At 59.4% G+C, this 18,640-nt stretch carries 17 protein-coding genes; 10 read left to right on the forward strand and 7 right to left on the reverse strand.

The features are described from left to right. Positions 1 to 21: 21 nt before the first annotated feature. A complete protein-coding gene (locus PO778_RS12115; protein ID WP_271439817.1) occupies positions 22 to 1,416 on the forward strand; it encodes an exopolysaccharide biosynthesis polyprenyl glycosylphosphotransferase in 1,395 nt (464 codons plus the stop codon). A gap of 12 nt (positions 1,417 to 1,428) precedes the next feature. Here the strand turns inward: PO778_RS12115 and PO778_RS12120 are convergent, their stop codons facing one another. After that, positions 1,429 to 1,650, reverse strand: a complete 222-nt coding sequence (locus PO778_RS12120; RefSeq protein ID WP_271439818.1) for a hypothetical protein — start codon at positions 1,648 to 1,650, stop codon at positions 1,429 to 1,431. A 145-nt stretch (positions 1,651 to 1,795) separates the two neighbouring features. Between PO778_RS12120 and PO778_RS12125 the strand changes: the two genes are divergently transcribed. The 9 genes from PO778_RS12125 to PO778_RS12165 all read left to right on the forward strand — a co-directional run bounded on the left by PO778_RS12125 (position 1,796) and on the right by PO778_RS12165 (position 11,721). Further along, complete coding sequence (locus PO778_RS12125) at positions 1,796 to 3,019, forward strand: WcaI family glycosyltransferase (RefSeq protein ID WP_271439819.1); 1,224 nt, start codon at positions 1,796 to 1,798, stop codon at positions 3,017 to 3,019. Beyond that, positions 3,016 to 4,338: an O-antigen ligase family protein gene (locus PO778_RS12130; protein ID WP_271439820.1), complete on the forward strand. Its 1,323-nt coding sequence runs from the start codon at positions 3,016 to 3,018 to the stop codon at positions 4,336 to 4,338. The genes PO778_RS12125 and PO778_RS12130 overlap by 4 nt, the downstream gene beginning before the upstream one ends. Beyond that, positions 4,335 to 5,519 (forward strand): glycosyltransferase, encoded by a 1,185-nt coding sequence (locus tag PO778_RS12135; protein WP_271439821.1) that lies wholly within the window; start codon positions 4,335 to 4,337, stop codon positions 5,517 to 5,519. Before PO778_RS12130 ends, PO778_RS12135 begins: the two co-directional genes overlap by 4 nt. Positions 5,520 to 5,586: 67 nt before the next feature. Further along, positions 5,587 to 5,937: a hypothetical protein gene (locus tag PO778_RS12140; RefSeq protein ID WP_271439822.1), complete on the forward strand. Its 351-nt coding sequence runs from the start codon at positions 5,587 to 5,589 to the stop codon at positions 5,935 to 5,937. Next, entirely contained in the window at positions 5,937 to 7,403 is a 1,467-nt protein-coding gene (locus PO778_RS12145; protein WP_271439823.1) for an SGNH/GDSL hydrolase family protein, read from the forward strand. The genes PO778_RS12140 and PO778_RS12145 overlap by 1 nt, the downstream gene beginning before the upstream one ends. Positions 7,404 to 7,474: 71 nt before the next feature. After that, on the forward strand, positions 7,475 to 8,470 hold the full coding sequence (locus PO778_RS12150; protein ID WP_271439824.1) for a glycosyltransferase family 2 protein: 996 nt from the start codon (positions 7,475 to 7,477) through the stop codon (positions 8,468 to 8,470). Next, positions 8,463 to 9,758, forward strand: coding sequence for a TolB-like translocation protein (locus PO778_RS12155; RefSeq protein WP_271439825.1), 1,296 nt, complete (start codon positions 8,463 to 8,465; stop codon positions 9,756 to 9,758). The genes PO778_RS12150 and PO778_RS12155 overlap by 8 nt, the downstream gene beginning before the upstream one ends. After that, positions 9,755 to 10,603 (forward strand): glycosyltransferase, encoded by an 849-nt coding sequence (locus PO778_RS12160; protein ID WP_271439826.1) that lies wholly within the window; start codon positions 9,755 to 9,757, stop codon positions 10,601 to 10,603. Before PO778_RS12155 ends, PO778_RS12160 begins: the two co-directional genes overlap by 4 nt. After that, positions 10,603 to 11,721, forward strand: coding sequence for a glycosyltransferase (locus tag PO778_RS12165; RefSeq protein WP_271439827.1), 1,119 nt, complete (start codon positions 10,603 to 10,605; stop codon positions 11,719 to 11,721). The genes PO778_RS12160 and PO778_RS12165 overlap by 1 nt, the downstream gene beginning before the upstream one ends. Here the strand turns inward: PO778_RS12165 and PO778_RS12170 are convergent. The 6 genes from PO778_RS12170 to fcl form a co-directional block, all read right to left on the reverse strand. Continuing rightward, positions 11,691 to 12,107, reverse strand: coding sequence for a putative colanic acid biosynthesis acetyltransferase (locus PO778_RS12170; protein ID WP_271439828.1), 417 nt, complete (start codon positions 12,105 to 12,107; stop codon positions 11,691 to 11,693). The genes PO778_RS12165 and PO778_RS12170 overlap by 31 nt on opposite strands. Positions 12,108 to 12,283: 176 nt before the next feature. Further along, positions 12,284 to 13,429, reverse strand: coding sequence for a hypothetical protein (locus tag PO778_RS12175; RefSeq protein ID WP_271439829.1), 1,146 nt, complete (start codon positions 13,427 to 13,429; stop codon positions 12,284 to 12,286). Further along, positions 13,426 to 15,600: a GumC family protein gene (locus PO778_RS12180; RefSeq protein WP_271439830.1), complete on the reverse strand. Its 2,175-nt coding sequence runs from the start codon at positions 15,598 to 15,600 to the stop codon at positions 13,426 to 13,428. Before PO778_RS12180 ends, PO778_RS12175 begins: the two co-directional genes overlap by 4 nt. 28 nt (positions 15,601 to 15,628) lie before the next feature. Continuing rightward, positions 15,629 to 16,315, reverse strand: coding sequence for a polysaccharide biosynthesis/export family protein (locus PO778_RS12185; protein WP_271439831.1), 687 nt, complete (start codon positions 16,313 to 16,315; stop codon positions 15,629 to 15,631). A gap of 44 nt (positions 16,316 to 16,359) precedes the next feature. Beyond that, a complete protein-coding gene (locus PO778_RS12190) occupies positions 16,360 to 17,643 on the reverse strand; it encodes an O-antigen ligase family protein (RefSeq protein ID WP_271439832.1) in 1,284 nt (427 codons plus the stop codon). Further along, positions 17,636 to 18,586 (reverse strand): GDP-L-fucose synthase, encoded by a 951-nt coding sequence (gene fcl / locus PO778_RS12195; protein ID WP_271439833.1) that lies wholly within the window; start codon positions 18,584 to 18,586, stop codon positions 17,636 to 17,638. The genes PO778_RS12190 and fcl overlap by 8 nt, the downstream gene beginning before the upstream one ends. Between the last annotated feature and the right edge of the window lie 54 nt (positions 18,587 to 18,640).

Genomic DNA, 18,640 nt, shown 5'->3' on the forward strand with positions numbered 1-18,640 from the left:
AGTCCGGGTTCGCGAGGTCACATGAATGCACCCTCATTCCTATCGGAGGCGCAAGCGCGGCACGTACCCGTCGCGGTGCCTTCACTCGAGCGTAAACGGCTCAGGGCATACATCGCGCTACTCGTTGCAGACGTAATCTCCATACTTGCCGGGTTCGCCATCGGGGGGCTGATCTATCGCGGTGACCTGCCCGATACGCAGGCGTTGATGGAGGCGCAGTTGTTCCTGCCGCTATTCCTCACGATTGCCTTGTATCAGCGGGTCTATTCAATCAGGTCGCTGACCGATGCGCAGCATGCGGCACTGCGGATTTGCATGGCGGTAGTGGTCGCAGCGGCGCTGCTCAACTTTCTGGCATTTTACGCGAAATTCAACACATCGTTTTCACGCGTGACCTTCACCTTGGGCCTGGTGCTATCTACCCTGTTCATGGTTGCTGTCAGGTCGGTTTCAGCCAGAGTTCTGCGGCGCCGATGGGGGCCTGTCGCGCGCAACATCCTCGTTCTGCATGACGGCGGACCCGCGCTGGAAATGAAATGGGCGGCCCATCTGGACGCGAGCGAATACGGGATAAGGCCTGATCCGTCCGATCCGCATATGCGTGACCATCTCGCACGGGTTCTGGAAAATCAGGAGGAAGTGATTGTTTCCTGCCCTGCGGAAAGGCGGGAAAAATGGGCGCTGATCCTGAAGGCGTCCGGGGTTCACGGCGAAGTGATCAGCGACACGGCACAGCACCTTGGTGCATTGGGTATCAAACATTACGAGGGACAGGGCTGTGCCGGCCTGATTGTTTCTGTCGGGCCGCTGGGCCTGCGCGCGCGGGTTGCCAAGCGGCTGTTCGATCTGGCTGCGGCCGGCAGCGCGCTCGTCATACTTTCGCCCGTTCTGATTATTGCAGCAGCAGCGATCAAGCTATCCGACGGGGGCCGGGTGATGTTCGTGCAGCGCAGGCTGGGGCGCGGAAACCGCCTGTTCACTGTGCTCAAATTCCGGACCATGCGAGAATCCGGCGGCGACCGCGAAGGAGCCGTATCCACTAGCAGGGAGGACGCCCGCGTAACCCGCATCGGCGCATTCCTGAGGAAAACCAGTATCGATGAGCTGCCGCAACTGATCAATGTCTTGCGCGGCGAAATGTCGATAGTCGGGCCGCGGCCTCATGCGCTCGGCTCTCAGGCAGGGGACAAGCTTTTCTGGGAGGTGGATGGCCGGTACTGGCATCGCCATGCGCTGAAACCCGGCATGACCGGACTGGCCCAGGTGCGCGGTTTGCGCGGCAACACCGAACAGGAAGATGACCTGTCGGCCAGGCTGCGCTCGGATCTCGAATATATCTCGGAATGGAGCCTGATACACGATCTGGCCATCATGATCAGGACTTTGACAGTCCTGTCGCATGATCGGGCGTATTAGATCGGTTGGATTTTAACGGGGGCTGTTGGGCTCGCTATCTGACAACAGGACGAGAAAGCCGAGGCCCAGCAAGATACCTGCACCGATCCAGAACCAGCCCGGTTCCTCCAGGCCGACTTCGTCATCATTGCTCACGATCGCAAAGCTTGCCGCCTCCGGGCGCAGCTCCGCCGCCGCCGGGGTTCCGGCAAGCAGCATGGAAAGTGCAATTACTGATGGAAGACCAGACTTCATATCATCTTATTATAGCCTGAAATTGAACCAGTCATGAATTAATCTTTGCAGGTGACATAAACCGTCAGAATTGGCGCGCTTTATGGCCTTTTCGTTCGGCGCCGTATAATGATGCCAGCCAAGGCCGGAGATCGGGTGCAGGTTTGTGAACATTCTGATTTTCGGTTTGAATTATTCCCCGGAAGAAATCGGCATCGGGCCATACACCTCCAATCTGGCGGAGTATTTGCGTTTCCGCGGGCATGAAGTCTCGGTCATCGCAGGCAACCCCTATTATCCCGACTGGCGGCTTGCCGATGGATACAGGCAGGAATTTACCGAGCGGCTGGAGAATGGCGTGCGAGTGTGCCGCGTGCCGCATTTCATCCCCGCAAAGCCGACCGGGCCGATGCGCATCGCCCACCACCTCAGTTTTGCCCGCAATGCGCGGCGGCAGGCCCGGATCGTCAGCGCCGCCGATCTTGTGCTGGCAATTGCGCCGTCGCTTATTGCAGCACCGATCGCCTTGCGGACGGCAAAGCGGTTTGATGCTGTAAGCTGGCTGCACATTCAGGATTTCGAGGTGGAAGCAGCACTCGCCACCGGCCTGCTCTCCAAGGGCCCGCTCGCGAAACTGGCGAAAAGCTTCGAACGATCAGTTGTATCGCGTTTTGACCGCGTCAGTTCGATTTCGGCAGCCATGACCCGCAAGGCGTGCGACAAAGGTGCGGATCCAGCGTCCACGATCGAATTGCGAAACTGGTCTGAGCCCGGCCTGAAAATCGACCAGAAGGCTGGCGCTGAACTGCGTGCACGGCTGCGAATTCCGGAGGGCCGAATTGCGCTATATTCAGGCAATCTCTCGCTGAAACAGGGGAGCGGATTGATTGCCGAAGCTGCGCAATCGTTGGCGCGACGGCAGGACATACAATTCGTGATTTGCGGTGCGGGGAGCGCCCGGCCTGACTTGGAGCGAGCGGCCAGAACGCTTCCGAACTTGCATGTTCATGATCTCGTGCCGCGGTCTGAACTTGGCGCGCTCCTGTCGATGGCGGACATCCATCTTCTGACCCAAATCGCCGGCGCAGCAGACCTCGTTTTGCCATCTAAGCTGACCAATATGCTTGCTTCCGGACGGCCGGTTATCGGGACTGCGGCCTCTGATACTGCGCTTGCCGAAGAAATCGTAGGCTGCGGGATAGTGGTTCCGCCGGGGAACGGCGGCGCATTTGCCGCAGCTATCGAGCAGCTGGTGGATAGTCCGGAAGAACTGGAGCGTCTTGGACGGGCTGCGCTGCGCCGCGCGCAAGAAAGATGGGCACCAACTGTATTGCTGGATCAATTCGCGGTAGAGCTTGAGAAAGCTCACGCGGAACGGGGGAGCAATTGAGCGTCATCAATCCACCTTCACCCTCAATACGGGCTGTCGGGCAAACCCGGTTTGATCCGTGGGTGATAATCGCGTTTCTCTATCCGCTCAGTCAGCTGATCGTGTTCGAACTGGTCGGTCAGCTTTATCTGACCGATTTGCTGGGCCTGGCACTTCTTGCTTTCATGGCCAAGTCGCCCGACTTTATCGAGCGTCTATCCCAGCTCAAATTGCTGTTTGCGTTGATGGGTTTGTGGCTCGCGAGCCTGATCGTCACGGATCTGATCCGGCAGACACCGCCAGAGGATTTCCTGCGCGGCTGGGCCAAGATCATATTCTTCGGAACACAAATCGCTGCGCTGTGGCTGTTCCTGCCTCGGCGGCGTGCATACCTCATCGCGTTCGCTTTCGGTGCAGCCATCGCATGGGGTTTCGGCATTCCTGAACGGTTTGCGGGCTATGAATGGAAGTTCGGCTATGACCGTGCCGCCGCGTTCAGCCTCATTGGTGTGATCTGTCTGCTGGCGCCGCGCTTTCCCGCTCTGCGGACCGCCAGTCCGATCCTGCTCGGTCTTCTCGCATTTGTCGTCATGTTCCAGAATGCACGATCTTCCTTCATCACTATCGTGCTCGCTGCCGGGATTTGCGGCGCGGTGATCGCAGTCGAACGCTGGCCTGCGCTGCAGCGAAGTATTCGTGCACCGTTATTTGGCCTCCTCCTTATCTTCGGTGCAGTGGTTGCAGGCCTGGTCAGTGCCGGTTACGGCTCGCTTGCCGGGTCAGGAGCGCTGGGTGACGACGCAAAATATAAGTATGACATTCAGACTGCGGGCAATGTGCCGCTTCTTCTGGGCGGTCGTTCCGAGAGCCTGATTTCCGCACGAGCCATCAGCGATTCTCCGGTAATTGGCCACGGCAGCTGGGCCAAAGACCGGCGCTATGTGGAATTGTATCGTTCACTAAGGCTGCGGCTGGGGATGCCCGTCCACGACAATTACTTTCTCACCCGCGAACTGATCCCCACTCACAGCTATATTCTAGGCGCATGGGTGGAGGCCGGCGTGATCGGCGCGATTTTCTGGCTCTATGTGCTGTGTTTGCCGGCGGTCGCAGTGTACCGGCTATTGCGGCGTAAAGAGAGGATGCTCCCTCTCGTCGTATATCTTGCCATGGGGCTTATATGGGCCATCCCTTTCTCCCCATTCGGGGCGACGGAACGCTTTATCGTGGCCTTCCAGCTGGTCGCATTGTTCTGGGTAATCCGCAGCCCGGACACGGTTGCCCAATATCTACCCGTTCAAACTGGCCGGAATGATCCAAGTGCCATGCTGGCGCGATGAATATCCTGCACGTCATCGCCAGCTGTGACAGGACCGAAGGCGGACCTGTGGAGGGCGTTTTTCGTCTTGGCGATGCGTTTCGGGAAATGGGCCATGAGCAGGAATTACTGACGCTCGATCATTCCTATGATGCGGCTGTTCGTGATGCGCCCAGCGTCGTTCATGCAATTGGCCGCAAGAAATCAGTCGGCGCAGGAATAGCGAGCAGAGCACTGAACTGGTCCCGCTATTCACCCGCGGCCGTCGACTGGCTTCGCGAGCATGCCGATGAATATGACGGTGTGATCGTTGATGGTTTGTGGAATTTCTCGACCAGAGTCGCGCGCCTTGGGTTACAGCGTTCGCGTACGCCTTACATCGTGTTCAGCCATGGCATGCTCGATCCGTGGTTTCGCTCCCGCTATCCGCTCAAGCATTTGGCAAAGTCTGTCTTGTGGCGGTTCAACGAAGGCCCATTGATGCGGGGGGCTGCTGCGGCAGCATTCACAACCGAGCGAGAACGCGATCTAGCCAAGGCCTTGTGGCGACCGTGGGGCATTACCGAGCAAGTCGTCGGATACGGCACGGCGGCCCCGCCTGCCGAGAGCCCATCTATGAAGGACGCCTTTCAAGGCCGTGTGTCCGGGCTGCAAGGTGCGCCGTATCTGCTGTTCTTGGGCCGCATTCACGAGAAGAAAGGGTGCGACATCCTTGTCAACGCATTTGGCGATTTCTGGGAAGGCAGTGACGCCCATTTGGTTATTGCAGGGCCGGGTGATGCTTCATTCACAGCCACCCTCAGAGAGCTTGCCGCAAAATCCGGATGCGCGGAAAGGATACATTGGCCGGGGATGTTGGAAGGTGACGAAAAGTGGGGCGCCTTGTACGGGTGTGACGCGATGATCCTGCCATCACATCAGGAAAATTTCGGTGTCGTTGTGGCTGAGGCACTGGCCTGCGGCCGCCCCGTTATAATTTCCGACCAGGTCAATATTTCCGGAGACGTCCAACGCGCGCAGGCCGGAATTATTTGCCGCGATACGCGCGATTCTGTGGTCGAGGCAATGACCAGATTTTTCCGACTGGATGCTGTAGCGCGCGAAGCAATGGGTGAACGCGGAAAGCGGCTTTTTCAGACACAGTTTAATATCGCGCGGACAGCTGAGGAGCTCGTTGAAATATTGAGTCACGCCAAGAGATAAGCCGAAACGGAAAATATCTTTCCTACAAATAACCAAAAAGGTTAACTCGCGGGCGAAAGTAAACTTCATGCCCGAATCAACTCCCTATATCCGACATCCTGCCAAGTTTGTTCCGCTGACAGCGATCGCCACCGGCGAAAGCGGCTCTGCCGCAGTGCCCATTTCGAATGCGAACCCATTACCTTGCGCAGAGAAGCCGCTGGCTGCGGTTCGTGCTCTCATCCCCGGCACCAATGTGGCGCCTGGCAGCGTGGTGCTCATCGACTGCAGTATCGATGGAAAAGTCGTGCTCGAACTTGTCGACGGCTCGCAGTTGCCACTGAGCTTCTCTGCCGGCGTCACGATGCTGCCGCTTGCCGTGCGCAGTATTGCGGAAGCCGGCACAACCGCCAGTTTCAATGCCTGGGTGCTTGACTGATGCGCGCGCTGCATATGCCGCGTGCTGCCAGCGCACCTGCGCGTTGGACGGTCAATTCGGATCAGGATGCGCCGCGCATCATGGCTTCTCCTCCGCAGATTACGGTGGCAACTTCGCCGTCCCTGCCAAAGGTATGGAATGCTGGCAGCGGGTCCAATTCCTATCAACTCGCGTCTCACGCTGTTGGCGGCCACTTTACCTTTTGCCGGGGAATTGGCGACACTGACGGGCCAACTCTGGGGTTTCGGCCAGCCCCTGTCGTTACCTCAAGCGTTGGGGGTGAGAGGGTGCCTTCCGGCCAGCAGTTCTCCTTCCTTCACGAAGGTAACCGGCTCGAGCTTCATTTCCAGAATAACGAACGCGGCTATCTGCTGAAGATCGACGGTGAATACCTGTCGCTCACGCCCGAGGTTACATCAGGCCAGACCTACAGCCTGATCAATCTCGGGCCCCGCAAGCTAAGAAGGCTCGACCTGATCACCTATAAATCGGCATTTGCCGGTGTCCGTACCGGCGCTGCAGATACCATTTACGCCGCGCCCATTCGTGGGCCGCGAGTGATCTGCGTCGGCGACAGTTTCACAGTCGCGGATGCAGATGGCTGGACCAACTGGTTTGCACAGTCTCTTGGCTGGGATGACGTCTGGACATCCGGGATCGGCGCAACCGGATACGCCAAAGATGCAGGCGGCCTCGCCCTGAACTGGCGCGACCGGGTTGCGGCGGATGTCATCGCATATGAACCCGATGTCGTCTTCCTCCACGGCAGCGTCAACGATCTGTCTGAGGAACCCGGCACAGTCTACGAAGCTGTGTGCGATACTCTTGCGCAAATTCGATCTGCGTTGCCGGGTTGCGTCATCGCTGGCGGTATGAATACCCCGTATGGTGCTGAATTCTGGGGGGCGGACAAGCTCGACATTTACAACGCGTCAAAGTCAGCCTTCCAGCGATACGGTGCCGCGTGGCTCAGCACACTGGAATTGCCGTACGGGGTCAGCGCAGCCCAGATCGGGCAGGGTGCAAGCCTGATGGATTCCGTATCGGCTGGCCGACCGGGTAACGGCGGCACTCCGGACATAATTGCCGGTCAATGCGGCTTTCGCGTCAACACGTCGAGCACGACGCCCAACACAAATCTTCGCGTTGGAGCCACGGTGGAAATCGGAACCGGCGGGACAAGAGAACGTGCCGTAATTACTGCCAGTGCGATCTCTGGCGGGCGTTTCGTCTATGCCTTCGATGGGGAGTTCCAGTACGCTCACACCGCTGGCGAGCCGGTTCGCGAGGTGGCGCCCTGCTATCTGACCGGCAATGGCAGCACAGCCGCGCCAACCGGCTGGGGTAACGCCGACCTCTATGTCGGCTCTGATGGCTATCACCCTTCGCCCGAAGGCCACCGCGCCCTGGGTCAGGTCAATGCCGCCATGCTCAAACAACACTTGCGGGAAATCGGGCGCATCTAGCCAGATCAAATCGCCGACTATTCATCGGCGGCGCTCTTCCAATGCGGACCCATGCCTCATACAATCGAGGCATGGGTCCAGCACACGAAAACGACGAGGTTCTTGATCGAGAACGGCCCAATGCGGACGGCCTATCTTTAACCGTCATCATCCTGACCCAGAACGAAGCCCATCATTTGCGCAGAGCGATCGCTTCTGTCGCCGCAATCGCCGCCCGCATCATTGTCGTCGATTCTGGATCGAGTGACGGAACGCGCGAGCTTGCCGCACAGCTTGGTGCCGAAGTCCACACGCGTGACTGGATCAACTACGCTGCCCAGTTCGAGTGGGCATTGGACAATTGCGCAATCGACACAGATTGGGTCATGCGGCTGGATGCGGACGAGTGGATTGGCGCCGATCTGGGCGAGGCAATTTCACGCCGCCTACCTGAAGCGCCGAACGATCTGGCCGGCTTCAGTCTTGATCGCCGTCATGTTTTCATGGGCAAATGGATCAGGCACGGGGGGCGCTATCCGCTCCGGCTGCTGAGGATCTGGAGAACCGGTGTCGGACACATCGAGCAGCGATGGATGGACGAGCATATCGAGCTGACTGGTGGACGGATCGAGCATTTGCCCGGTCAATTCAGCGATGAGAATCTCGGCGATCTCAGATTCTTTATTACCAAGCACGCTGGCTATGCCGTACGTGAAGCCGCCGATGTTCTGATCGCAAAATACAACTTGGCCGGGCCGTCGCAGGCCAGTCTGGCTTCAACGCGCCAGGCTGCATCCAAACGATCTGCCAAGCTTGGTTTTTACAATCGCCTGCCCCTGGGGGTCGGGCCGCTTCTCTATTTCATCTATCGCTATTTCATTCAGCTAGGTTTTCTGGATGGCCGCGAAGGGCTGATCTATCACGTGCTGCAGGGCTTCTGGTACCGGTTCCAGGTCGATGCGGCCAAGTTCGAGCTGGAGCGGGCAATGCGCGGTGCGGAGAATGCGGAGGAGCGGCTCGACCGGCTGGAACAGCAAAGCGGTCTCGCTATCCGCGGGTTTCTGGAAGAACGGGTGATGGATGGCTGATCGCAATGGTCCAATCGGCGCCCTCAATCCGTCGGCACGCTTGGCCGCTCACACACCGGCTGGGGAAAATATCTTCTTCGGTTTTCACGACATTTCCCCGTGGTCGCCCGATGGTTCGCGGTTGCTTTGTCTGCGCCTGAATCCCGAATGGCAATCGATGGCTGATACCGCGCAGACTGCCGAAATCTGCCTATGGAATCCAGATGACGGCCTGCTAACCCCCGTCGGCAAGACCGAGTGCTGGAACTTCCAGCAGGCAGCAAGGCAGCAATGGTTACCTGACGGATCGGGCCGCATCGCATATAATCGGCTGGACAACGCCGGCTCCTGCACCGGTATTATCGCCAATCCGGATGGGGAGGTTACCCGGCACATCAAAGGCGGTATCTATGCGATTTCGCCTTGCGCGACATGGGCGCTTGCACCGGATTTCGAAACCCTCACACGAAACTGGCCAGCCTATGGCTATGCCAGCCTGACAGACCCTGAGAAACCGAGTGGGCAAGGCAATATCGATGCCGGGATTACCCGGATCGATCTTCGAAACGGTGAAGCGAGCACGCTGATTTCTCTCGCCGACGTGATTGAGCGATGGAAGCCCGGCTTGCCGACCGACGGCCATTTCCTGACCCACCCGAGCATCAGCCCAAGTGGACAGCGGATCGTTTTCCTTCACCGCTTCTTTGCTGAAGATGAAGGCTCGTTTACGCGGTTGATAAGCTGCGACCCGCAAGGCCGAAACATGGCGGTGCTTGCTGAAGAAAAGGTCAGTCATTTCGATTGGCTCGATGACGATACACTGCTCGTCTGGGCGCGATATACCGGCGGCGGTCTTGCTGCGATGCGCGCGAGCGGACGGCTGAATTCTCCATGGCTCCGGCCGGTAGTCAACCTGGCGAGGAAATTCAGCGGCCGGTGGAAGAAGCGGGTTCTGGCGGAATCCTATTTCGCGGTTGATGTAGATACCGGTCGCCGTGAAAAGTTCGGCTGGCCTTCGCTCGATGTAGATGGCCACCCGATGGTCGCGCGCTCTCACGATTGGCTGGTCACCGACACCTATCCCGACAAGAGGGGCTTAATGTCGCTGATCCTGTGGAACCACAGCCGCAATCTGCGCGAAGATATCGCCCGGATTGGTGACGGTGTTTTATCAACTGATAGCGACGCCAAGTGCGACCTGCATCCACGCTGGAACCGCATTGAAAATCAGATTGCGGTCGATCACTGTGTCGCCGGTATCCGCCGTATCAGCATTTTCGATGTATCGCGTATCGTGGGTGCTTCATGAAAATCTCTGTGGTTACCAACGCATTCAATCAGGGGCAGTATCTCGCCGCTGCGGCAGAAAGCGTTCTGTCGCAGGAAGGCCCCGAAATCGAATATTTCATCATGGAGCCGGGTTCGTCCGATAACACGGTGCAGGTGTTGGAAAAGCTTCAGCAGCGGTATCCGGGCCGTATCACTGTGATCCGGGATGCCGATTCGGGGCCTGCCGACGGTCTCAACCGGGGGTTTGAACGAGCCAGCGGCGATTGGTTCATATATCTGAATGCGGATGACGTTTTTCTGCCCGGAGCTTTCACTCAGGCCGCTGCAGCAATTGCAAGAAACGGGAACGCGGGCGCGATTGTCGGCAACGGTTACATCGTCGATGAGCACGGGCGCTATATCCGCCGCGCAATTTCGACCCCATTCACCGCGCGCCGATTTGTCCAGGGAACGGCGTTTGCACTCCAGCAATCGACCTTTTACCGGGCGGAGGCATTTCGCCAGGTCGGGGGCTTCAACCTGGCCAACACGACCAGTTGGGATGCCGAACTGCTTGTCGATCTGGACCGCAGCGGCTGGTCAATCGCCAATGCCGGCGGTTACTGGTCGTTGTTCAGAATGCAGCCGAATTCGATCACCGTCAGCCAGCGTTATGCAGGTGAAAGCGAGAGGACTCATGCCCGCTACTTCCGCGATGAAATGCGCAGGGAACGCGGGCCGCGGGATGCAATCGTCCGTAGATTGAGGCAGAATCTCTACCGTCTTACTCATCCAGCGATGACGATCGCACGGCTGCACGACCGCATCGCGCCGCGCGATCATGTGTTTCATCAGGCATCGCCGCCAGCCTGGGCCCGCGATTGATGGACGCCCGATGCATTGCATTTGTCTGGGACAATTTCGGACCGCTTCACATCGACCGCTGCGAGGCGGTTGCCCGGCATTTTGGCGGCAAGGCGCAGGTGTTGGCGATCGAGCTGTTCGCCAGAAGCGAGCTATACAGCTGGGAACAACCGGAACCGCAGAACATAACAAAGATCACTCTGTTTGATGAAGGCGGCTGGGGAACGATCGGCACGCTGAAGCTTGCCAGGTCGATCGCCGCGGCAGTCAGACAAGCAGGCTGCGAGACCGTGTTCCTCAGTCACTATGACAAGACCGCCATCCTGATCGCCGCGATTCTCCTCAGGGCATCGGGGGTGTCGCTGTTTACCATGGGCTGTTCCAAATACGACGATGCGCCGCGCAGACCCGTTCGGGAAATGATCAAGCGTCAATTCTACCGACCGTATCACGGCGGGATCGGTTCGGATGACAGATCGACGGACTACATGCGGTATTTGGGCCTGCCACCAGCCAGGGTTTTCGGCGGTTACAACACTGTCCACCAGCAACGAATTCGCGACCTGGCGGCAGCGAACCAGAACCCGTCACCGGAATTCAGCGAACGCTCGTTCCTCGTCGTTGCACGGCTGATCCATGAGAAGAATTTCCCCACGCTGTTCAGGGCCTACGCTGATTACTGCGGAAAGGCGGAATTGCCGCGCCGCTTGAAGATTGCAGGCGATGGCCCGTTGGAAAGCGAACTCAGGCGGCAGGCATTGGACCTCGGTGTCGCGGACAGGATTGATTGGCTCGGCTTTGTGCAGAGCCGTGAAGTCGCCCCGCTAATGCGTGATGCCCTGTGCCTGATCCTGCCAAGCGTGTCGGAAACATTCGGCAATGTGGTTCCCGAAGCGCTTGCGGTTGATCTGCCGGTCATCATCAGCCGCCAGTGCGGCGCTGCTGACAGGCTTGTCGTTGATGGGAAAACCGGTTTCGTGTTCGACCCGCGCGATACTGGCACGCTGACCGGGCTGTTGCTGAGAATTGGCAGCGACGAGGCGAACTGGCACATGCTGCGAAATGGATCGCGCGAGATTGCGCCGCGCGGCGACACCGCGGTGTTCGCTCAATCGGTCGCGCGATTAAGCGAAGACTGATCGGGGCTGGTACGCTCGGCAATTTGACGCGCCGGATTGCCGCCCCAGACAGTCCAGGCCGGCAGATCAGACACGGTGCATCCGCGCGCCGCCAATACAGCGCCTTCATATACCTCGACGCCCGGTCCAACAAATGCCTCCGCAGCAATCCAGCAGTTCGCGTCCAGAACGATCGGCCGGGCGGTCAGCTGGAAATGCGGATTCTCGTAATCGTGGCTGCCGGTGCACAGGAATGCGCGCTGCGAAACAATGGCTCCGGGCCCAAGTGTCACCGGCGCGATATTGTAGCATTCAGCGCCCGGGCCGAGCGTGGCCCGCTCTGCCATGGAGAGGTTGCGCGGCAGCCAGATCGTGGCGCTCGCATAGACTACGCTCCCCTTTTCCATCCGCGCCCCGAAAGCTCGCAGGAGAAACCGGCGCCAATGAGGCCCGAACGGAGGCGGTACGGCCCTGCCCAGAAGAAACCAAACGGCCCGCCACAGAGCCCGTTCAGCCCGATTTGCGAATGAGAAGCTCGGGCCTCCTGTAACCGGCCTGCTTTTCGCGGCTTCCAGCGGCTCGCTCACGGCAGCCGCTCAAGCTTCACGCTGCGGATAGTGGCACTACGCGCTTGGCCGCCGGAATTTGCTGTCACACCGGCTGTAAGCACTCCGAACTGGCAGGCAGACGCGAGTGTTATCATCTGACGGATTTGATCGCTGTCACGGGCGGCTGGTTCCGCAGTCATTGGCAAACCGGGATCGCGGCATTGGAAATTCCATGTCAGCATCTGTTGCGGGTCGTCGCTATCAACCGTCAACGCATGGCGCCCCGGAGTCAGCGAGATCGCCTGGGACAATATCGCGCCGCTGCCCGTGCCAAAACTTTCAATCCGCACGCCGCCCTCTGGCAGACGTTCGGCCGCTGTCGGCGACTTTCCAGCAATCTGCCATTCGCCGCCAACGGCTTGCATGGCGGTGCCGAGCAAACGGAATTCGGAGTCGTAAACGGCATCACTGAAACGCTGCGGTTCGGCGAGGGTGCTTTGCCACAGGGCTAACCCTTCTGCCAGGTATCCCGCCTTTGAAAACCCGAGCTCCGCATCGCGGACGATATTGCGCAGCCATGTACCATCGTCTGCTGCCACTGATTTTATCATGGCCGAACGCAGGCCGGCAACTTGCCGCGATGCTGGCTGGCTTCGCAGCCAACCCTCCCACCACGCATTGTTCGCGCGGTATGCGGCGCGGTCCGCAAGAGCAGCGACGCCGCCATTCGCAGCCAGCACCCGGTCAGCGAGCGGAGCCGCAGCCTCTGCACCGATCGAACGACCGATGGCGTCCACACGTGCAGCGGCAATATCCGTTCGCCCTTCGGTGAGACCGGCTTCCACGAGTGCAATGTTGGTAACCGCATCGCGCCAGCCGAGTCCGGCTGCTGTGTTCAGGGCGCTCGTACGCATTTCTTGAGGGGCATCGCCGCTCGAAGCAGCCAAAGCGAGTTGGTCAAACGGCATGGCCGAAACGGCGGCCTTTCCAAACCGGGCGGCTTGCCTTGCATCGCCCGATTTGATGGCTTTACTGGCGGCGGCCCGCTGAACCCCGTTATCCCAATGGGCAAGCCGGGCGGCATTGATCGGGGTAATCTGTCCGTAAATCTGGAAGCCCCAGACGAGTCCCCCTGCCAGGCAGGTGGCTGCCGTGATCGTGGCTGCCCAGGCAGCCCTCATCCAGCAGCGTCCTGCCCATAGGAGTAGTAATAACCGTAATTATAGCCGTAGCCGGACTGCCGCGGATCAAACTTATTGAGCACTGCGCCGTCGATCTGGATGCCGTTTTCGCGCAGTCTGCGAATTGCCGATTGCGCGCGGCCATGCGTTGCGCGGCCGGCTTCGGTGACGAAGACGAGATGTTGCAGACGCTGAGCAAGAAGGACCGTGTCGGCAAGGCCCAGAACGGGTGGGCCGTCAAAGATGATCACATCGTAAAGCTCGGACACTTCGTCGCGGAATTCCTCGAAGCTGCTGCTCGTGAGCAATTCAGGCACCGATGGCGGCAGCGGTCCGGTGGGAATCAGGTGGAGATTGTCTTGCCGCTCGTGCAGCACTTCGCGCCAGGTCTTCTGGCGGGTGAGAATGTTCGTAAGCCCTTCTTCGCGCGAGGTCGCAAAAATCTGGTGCTGCGACGGGCGCCGCATATCTGTGTCGACCACCAGCACTTTCTGGCCCGCACGCGCCATGCTGCGGGCAATACCGTAAGCGACGAGGCTCTTGCCTTCCGATTGCTGGCTGCTGGTGATCAGTATCGTTTTCAAGCCTTCGGCGGACAGCAGGTCGAGCGAGGTTCGCAGTGCGGCGAAGGATTCCGAGGAACTGGATTTCGGGTTTTCCAGCTCGGTCACGATATCCGCGCCCTTCTCGATCTTGGGTACAGTGCCGAGGAAGGGTAGGCGCAGTCGGTCGGTCACATCCTCCGGGGTGCGAGCAGCATCATCAATGAATTCGCGCAGGATCGTATAGATGGCGGCGAAGAGAACGCCTGCCACCAAAGCCAGCGCGATGTTGAGCACTGGGTTTGGCCGGAAGGGTGCACCGGGCACCGCAGCCCGGTCGATCAACTGGATATTGTTGGTCGAAACGCCAGCTGATGCGCTGACTTCCTTGTAACGCTGGAGCAGTGCATCATACATTGCCCGGTTGGTGCCAGCCTCGCGCGCGAGGATGTTGTACTGGATGCGCTGCGATTGCTCTGCCGCAGTGCCGGATCGGAGCGAGGAAACCTGGGATGCGAGGCGCTGTTCATTGCGCAGTGCAGCCTGGTATTCCTGTTGCAGCGCACCGCGCGCATTGCCGACAGCGGCGTTCAATTGCTGCTGCAGTCCGGCAAGCTTTTCGCGGTGTTCGATCATCACCGGATGATCGCGTTTGTACCGCTCGGCGTCGCTCGAAATCTGCGCGGAAATAGCTGCTATCTCGCGCTGCAGCCCCTGAATGTACCCGTTATCCTGCACATCGGGAATGGCAAAAGCGCTGCCGGCCCGTGCCACTCGGTATCGTTCCTCTGCCGCGAACCGGGCAGTGCGCGCGCGGTTCAGCGCACTGTTGGCTTCCGCAAGATTTGTCTGCACCAGGGACACACTGCCATCGCGGTCGCCCGGTTCCGGCAAATCGATCAGGCCGAAACGCTGCGCATAATCAACCTGCTGACGCTCGCTTGCTTCCAGCCGCTCCTTTGCCAGGTCCAGTTGCCCTTCCAGATATTCTCTGGCGTAGGACGAGGAATCGAATTTCCGTTGCAGGTTGGAAGCTATGAAGCTGTCAATATAGGCGTTGGCAATCGTCGACGAATATTTCGCATCAGGGCTGGCAAAGCTTACATCGACCACGCGGCTGTATCGCGGAAGCTCCGCATCGACATTGCCGATCAATGACGATGCGATGATGTCCCGGCGGGTTTCCGCCATGGTCTTGCCCGGTGCGGCAATTGCCGGTGCCGCGATCCCCATCCGGTCGAAGAATGTGTCGTCCCGGGCCAGTCCCAGCCGGTCGATGACTTTTCCGGCCATGTCGCGGCTCAACAGGACGTCGAGCTGTGTCTGAAGGAAGCGTTCTACATCCCATTCAACCGGCGTTGCGGCAGCATCTTCATCCAGAACTTCGCTGACCTGGCTATCGATCTGAACCGTTCCCACAGCCCGGTATACGGGGGTAGTCGACAGGGTGACGACGACCCCGAGAACCAGCGCGGCGAGCATGATCCCGCCGACGATAAACCGGTTGCGATAGAGCGCGCTTGCGACGCGGCGCAAATCGATCCCGATTGTCGGCATGGCACCGGGATAGCCGTACGAGCCTTGCGGCATGGCCGTAGGGGATTGGTCCGGAGAGGGTGATGCGCTCATTGGCTGGGTGCTCCGCTCACTCTGACCATCAGTTGAAAGGCCTGAAAATGCTGATCAGCGGCGCGGCAGTCAGCGCATCGCGGTAAAGCTGTTTCAGGCCGTCATTTCCGACGATCACCTGGTCACCCGGGAGTATCTCGACATCCGGGGCCTTGCCCGCGCTGATCAGGCCCAGATCGAAAACAGCACCGAGCCGTTCACCTTCGGCGCGGCGGAAAACCACCACCTGATTGAACTTTGCCGTGTTTGTCGGTCCCGAAGCAAGGGCAACGGCATCAATCAACGATATCCGGCTGTTCATGTCGTACATGCCCGGTTTCGTGACTGCGCCTGTTACCGTCACGCGCCGCAGAGATGCCCGAGTGATGGCGACGGTTACACTGGGATCGACAAGATAGCGCGCGCCTAACTGCCGCTGCAGTTCCTGCGCAAATTCGGAGGCAGTCAGCCCGGCCGCAGTAACAGGACCCAGCAGCGGGATTTGAACCTTGCCATCGGAGTCAACGATCGCGCGCTCCTGCGACAGATCGGGTTCCCTGAAAATGAGGACCGACAACTCATCATTCGGAGCAATCACGGACATCCTCGGGGCAAGGACATCGCCGGGCGGCACCTGATCATATGCCGCGCTGCCTGAAGGCAACGATGGAGCCGGGCCGCTAGCGCAAGATGCGAGCAGCAAGGCCAGAACCACTGCAGCCAACCGATTAATCATATCGCGTCCCTCTTGGCGAGCCCGCGGGCATCATCCAGTTCGCTTTAGATGCCATTTCGCACGCCATCGCGCAATCGCATGGTGCCGCCTTGTGCTGCGCCTGTGCACAAACCGAAAATGACAGCAAGCGTCGCCGTTCGAAGCGGGAAATCGACCGCGGAATGCAGCAGAATGATCACCGCGAGCACCCATGCCGCCCAGATCAGCGCAGGCGCTTTCCTGCGGATAAGGCTCCAGCCCAGAAACAATATCGCAACCGGCCCGGCAAGCGCCGTGATGATACCTGCGATGCCGCCTTCCAATGCCAGCTGGAGGTAATCGTTGTGCGCCGCCACCACATATCGTGCCTGCATCATGTCGAGGTCTTCATAGGCCATGTAGACCGGCACGAAACTGCCGTACCCCGATCCGACCGGCCACATCGCACGTGTCGCGGCCAGTGTATCGCGGGCCATGGTCAGACGCTGATCTTCGCCAGCAACGCCGAACCGCGCGAATATTTCGCCAAAGGCCGGGATGTACATGATCGCTACGCCGGCAATCGCCGCTGTGCCGATCAGGATGGCTGCCTGGCGCGGCTGCGGCCGCCAGATCACCGCGAGCGAGACCAGCGCGGCGGGTATGGTCAGCGCAATGCCTGCACGCGATGTCGTGGCGATGACAGCGAACACCAGCAGCGCGAGCAGCGCGGTCAGAGTGATGCGGTGCTGCCTCAGGCGCGCATGGGGGACAAGCGCGGGGGCCAGTAACATCGCTGCGATCAGAAGATCGGCATGGTGATTGCGGTTGGCGAACAGGCCAAGTGCGGCACCGATATGCTCTGTATCATAGAGGCTAAGTCCTCCCGAGAGCCGCTGGACGATGCCCAGAACTGCGCTCATCAAACCAAACCCAGCGACAACCGCAAACAGCCTGCGCATGTCAGCAGGCTGCAAACGGGAAGCGGCAATATGGGCCGTAATCGGAGCGACCAGAAACAGCATCGCCCCGACCGCAGCGGCGGGATTGAGGGCAATGGGCCGCCACCCGATCTCATTACCCGATGCGATCAGCGATGCGGCGGCAAGATCCCGTCCCGGCAAAGACGTCCAGATAGCTGGAGGGAGCGGGATCAATTGCACCAGTGCGAGCGCAGCAAGCGCCAAAGCCAGTTTGCCGGTCCATACCATTTTCGGCGCATTCTGCTGGGCCAGCAGGACATAAAGCAGCGGGAGTGATGCCAGCAGGACGAGCAGATCGTTCATTGGCCGCGCCGTGCCGCCTGCCAGCAACGCTGTGACAAGCAACACGGTGGCGGCCAGAGGAAGGCTCCTGCTCGCGTCAGCCATGCGCGCTGCCCGAAACCCTGCTGGCGTAATCGCGATACACCGCGGCGACGCCCTCGCTCAGCGGAATTGTACGCGACCATCCCAGCTGTGTCATGCGCGATATATCGAGCAGTTTTCTGGGGGTGCCATCAGGCCTGGCCGGATCGCAGCGCAGCTCTCCATCCAGACCGGCGATGCCCATGATCATGCGCGCAAGACCGGCGATGGTGATTTCGTCTCCGCTTCCGACATTGACATGCTCTTCCTCGGAATAGTTCTTCATCAGGAACACCAGCGCATCGGCCAGATCGTCGGCGTGCAGAAATTCGCGAAGCGGTGTGCCGCTGCCCCAAATTGCCAGGTCGCTTTCACCGGCCTGGCGCGCATGATGCGCCTTTGCAATCAGTGCGGGCAGCACATGGCTCGTATCCAGATCATAATTGTCGCCTGGTCCGTACAGATTGGTAGGCATGGCGGAGATGAAATCGCGCGCGTATTGCCTTCGGTACGCTTGGCAAATCTTTATCCCGGCAATCTTGGCGATTGCATACCATTCATTGGTCGGTTCCAGTGGACCGGTCAGCAGCGCATCTTCAGCGATGGGTTGAGTGGCAAGTTTCGGGTAAATGCAGGACGAGCCGAGGAACAGCAATTTGCCTGTATCATGGCGGTGCGCAGCTTCGATCACATTCGTCTGTATCGATAGGTTGTCGTGCAGGAAATCAGCCGGCGCTTCCGAATTAGCCTTGATCCCGCCAACTTTGGCAGCGGCCAGAAACACGGCATCCGGCCTGTTCTGCGCAAACCAGTCGTGCACCGCCGCCTGATCCAATAAATCCAGCTCGGCGCGCGAGGCTGTCAGCAGCTCGCACTCTTCGCTGGCCAGACGGCGGACAATGGCCGATCCCACCATCCCCCGGTGGCCAGCGACGAAAACACGTTTCCCTGCGAGCTGGAATTTCACTGCGGCCCCTTACCCATTGGCAGAGCATGGCAAGCCTTCAACTGGTCCGCAACA

It is taken from the genome of Pontixanthobacter luteolus (assembly GCF_947494915.1).
Classification (GTDB): Bacteria; Pseudomonadota; Alphaproteobacteria; order Sphingomonadales; family Sphingomonadaceae; genus Pontixanthobacter; species Pontixanthobacter luteolus.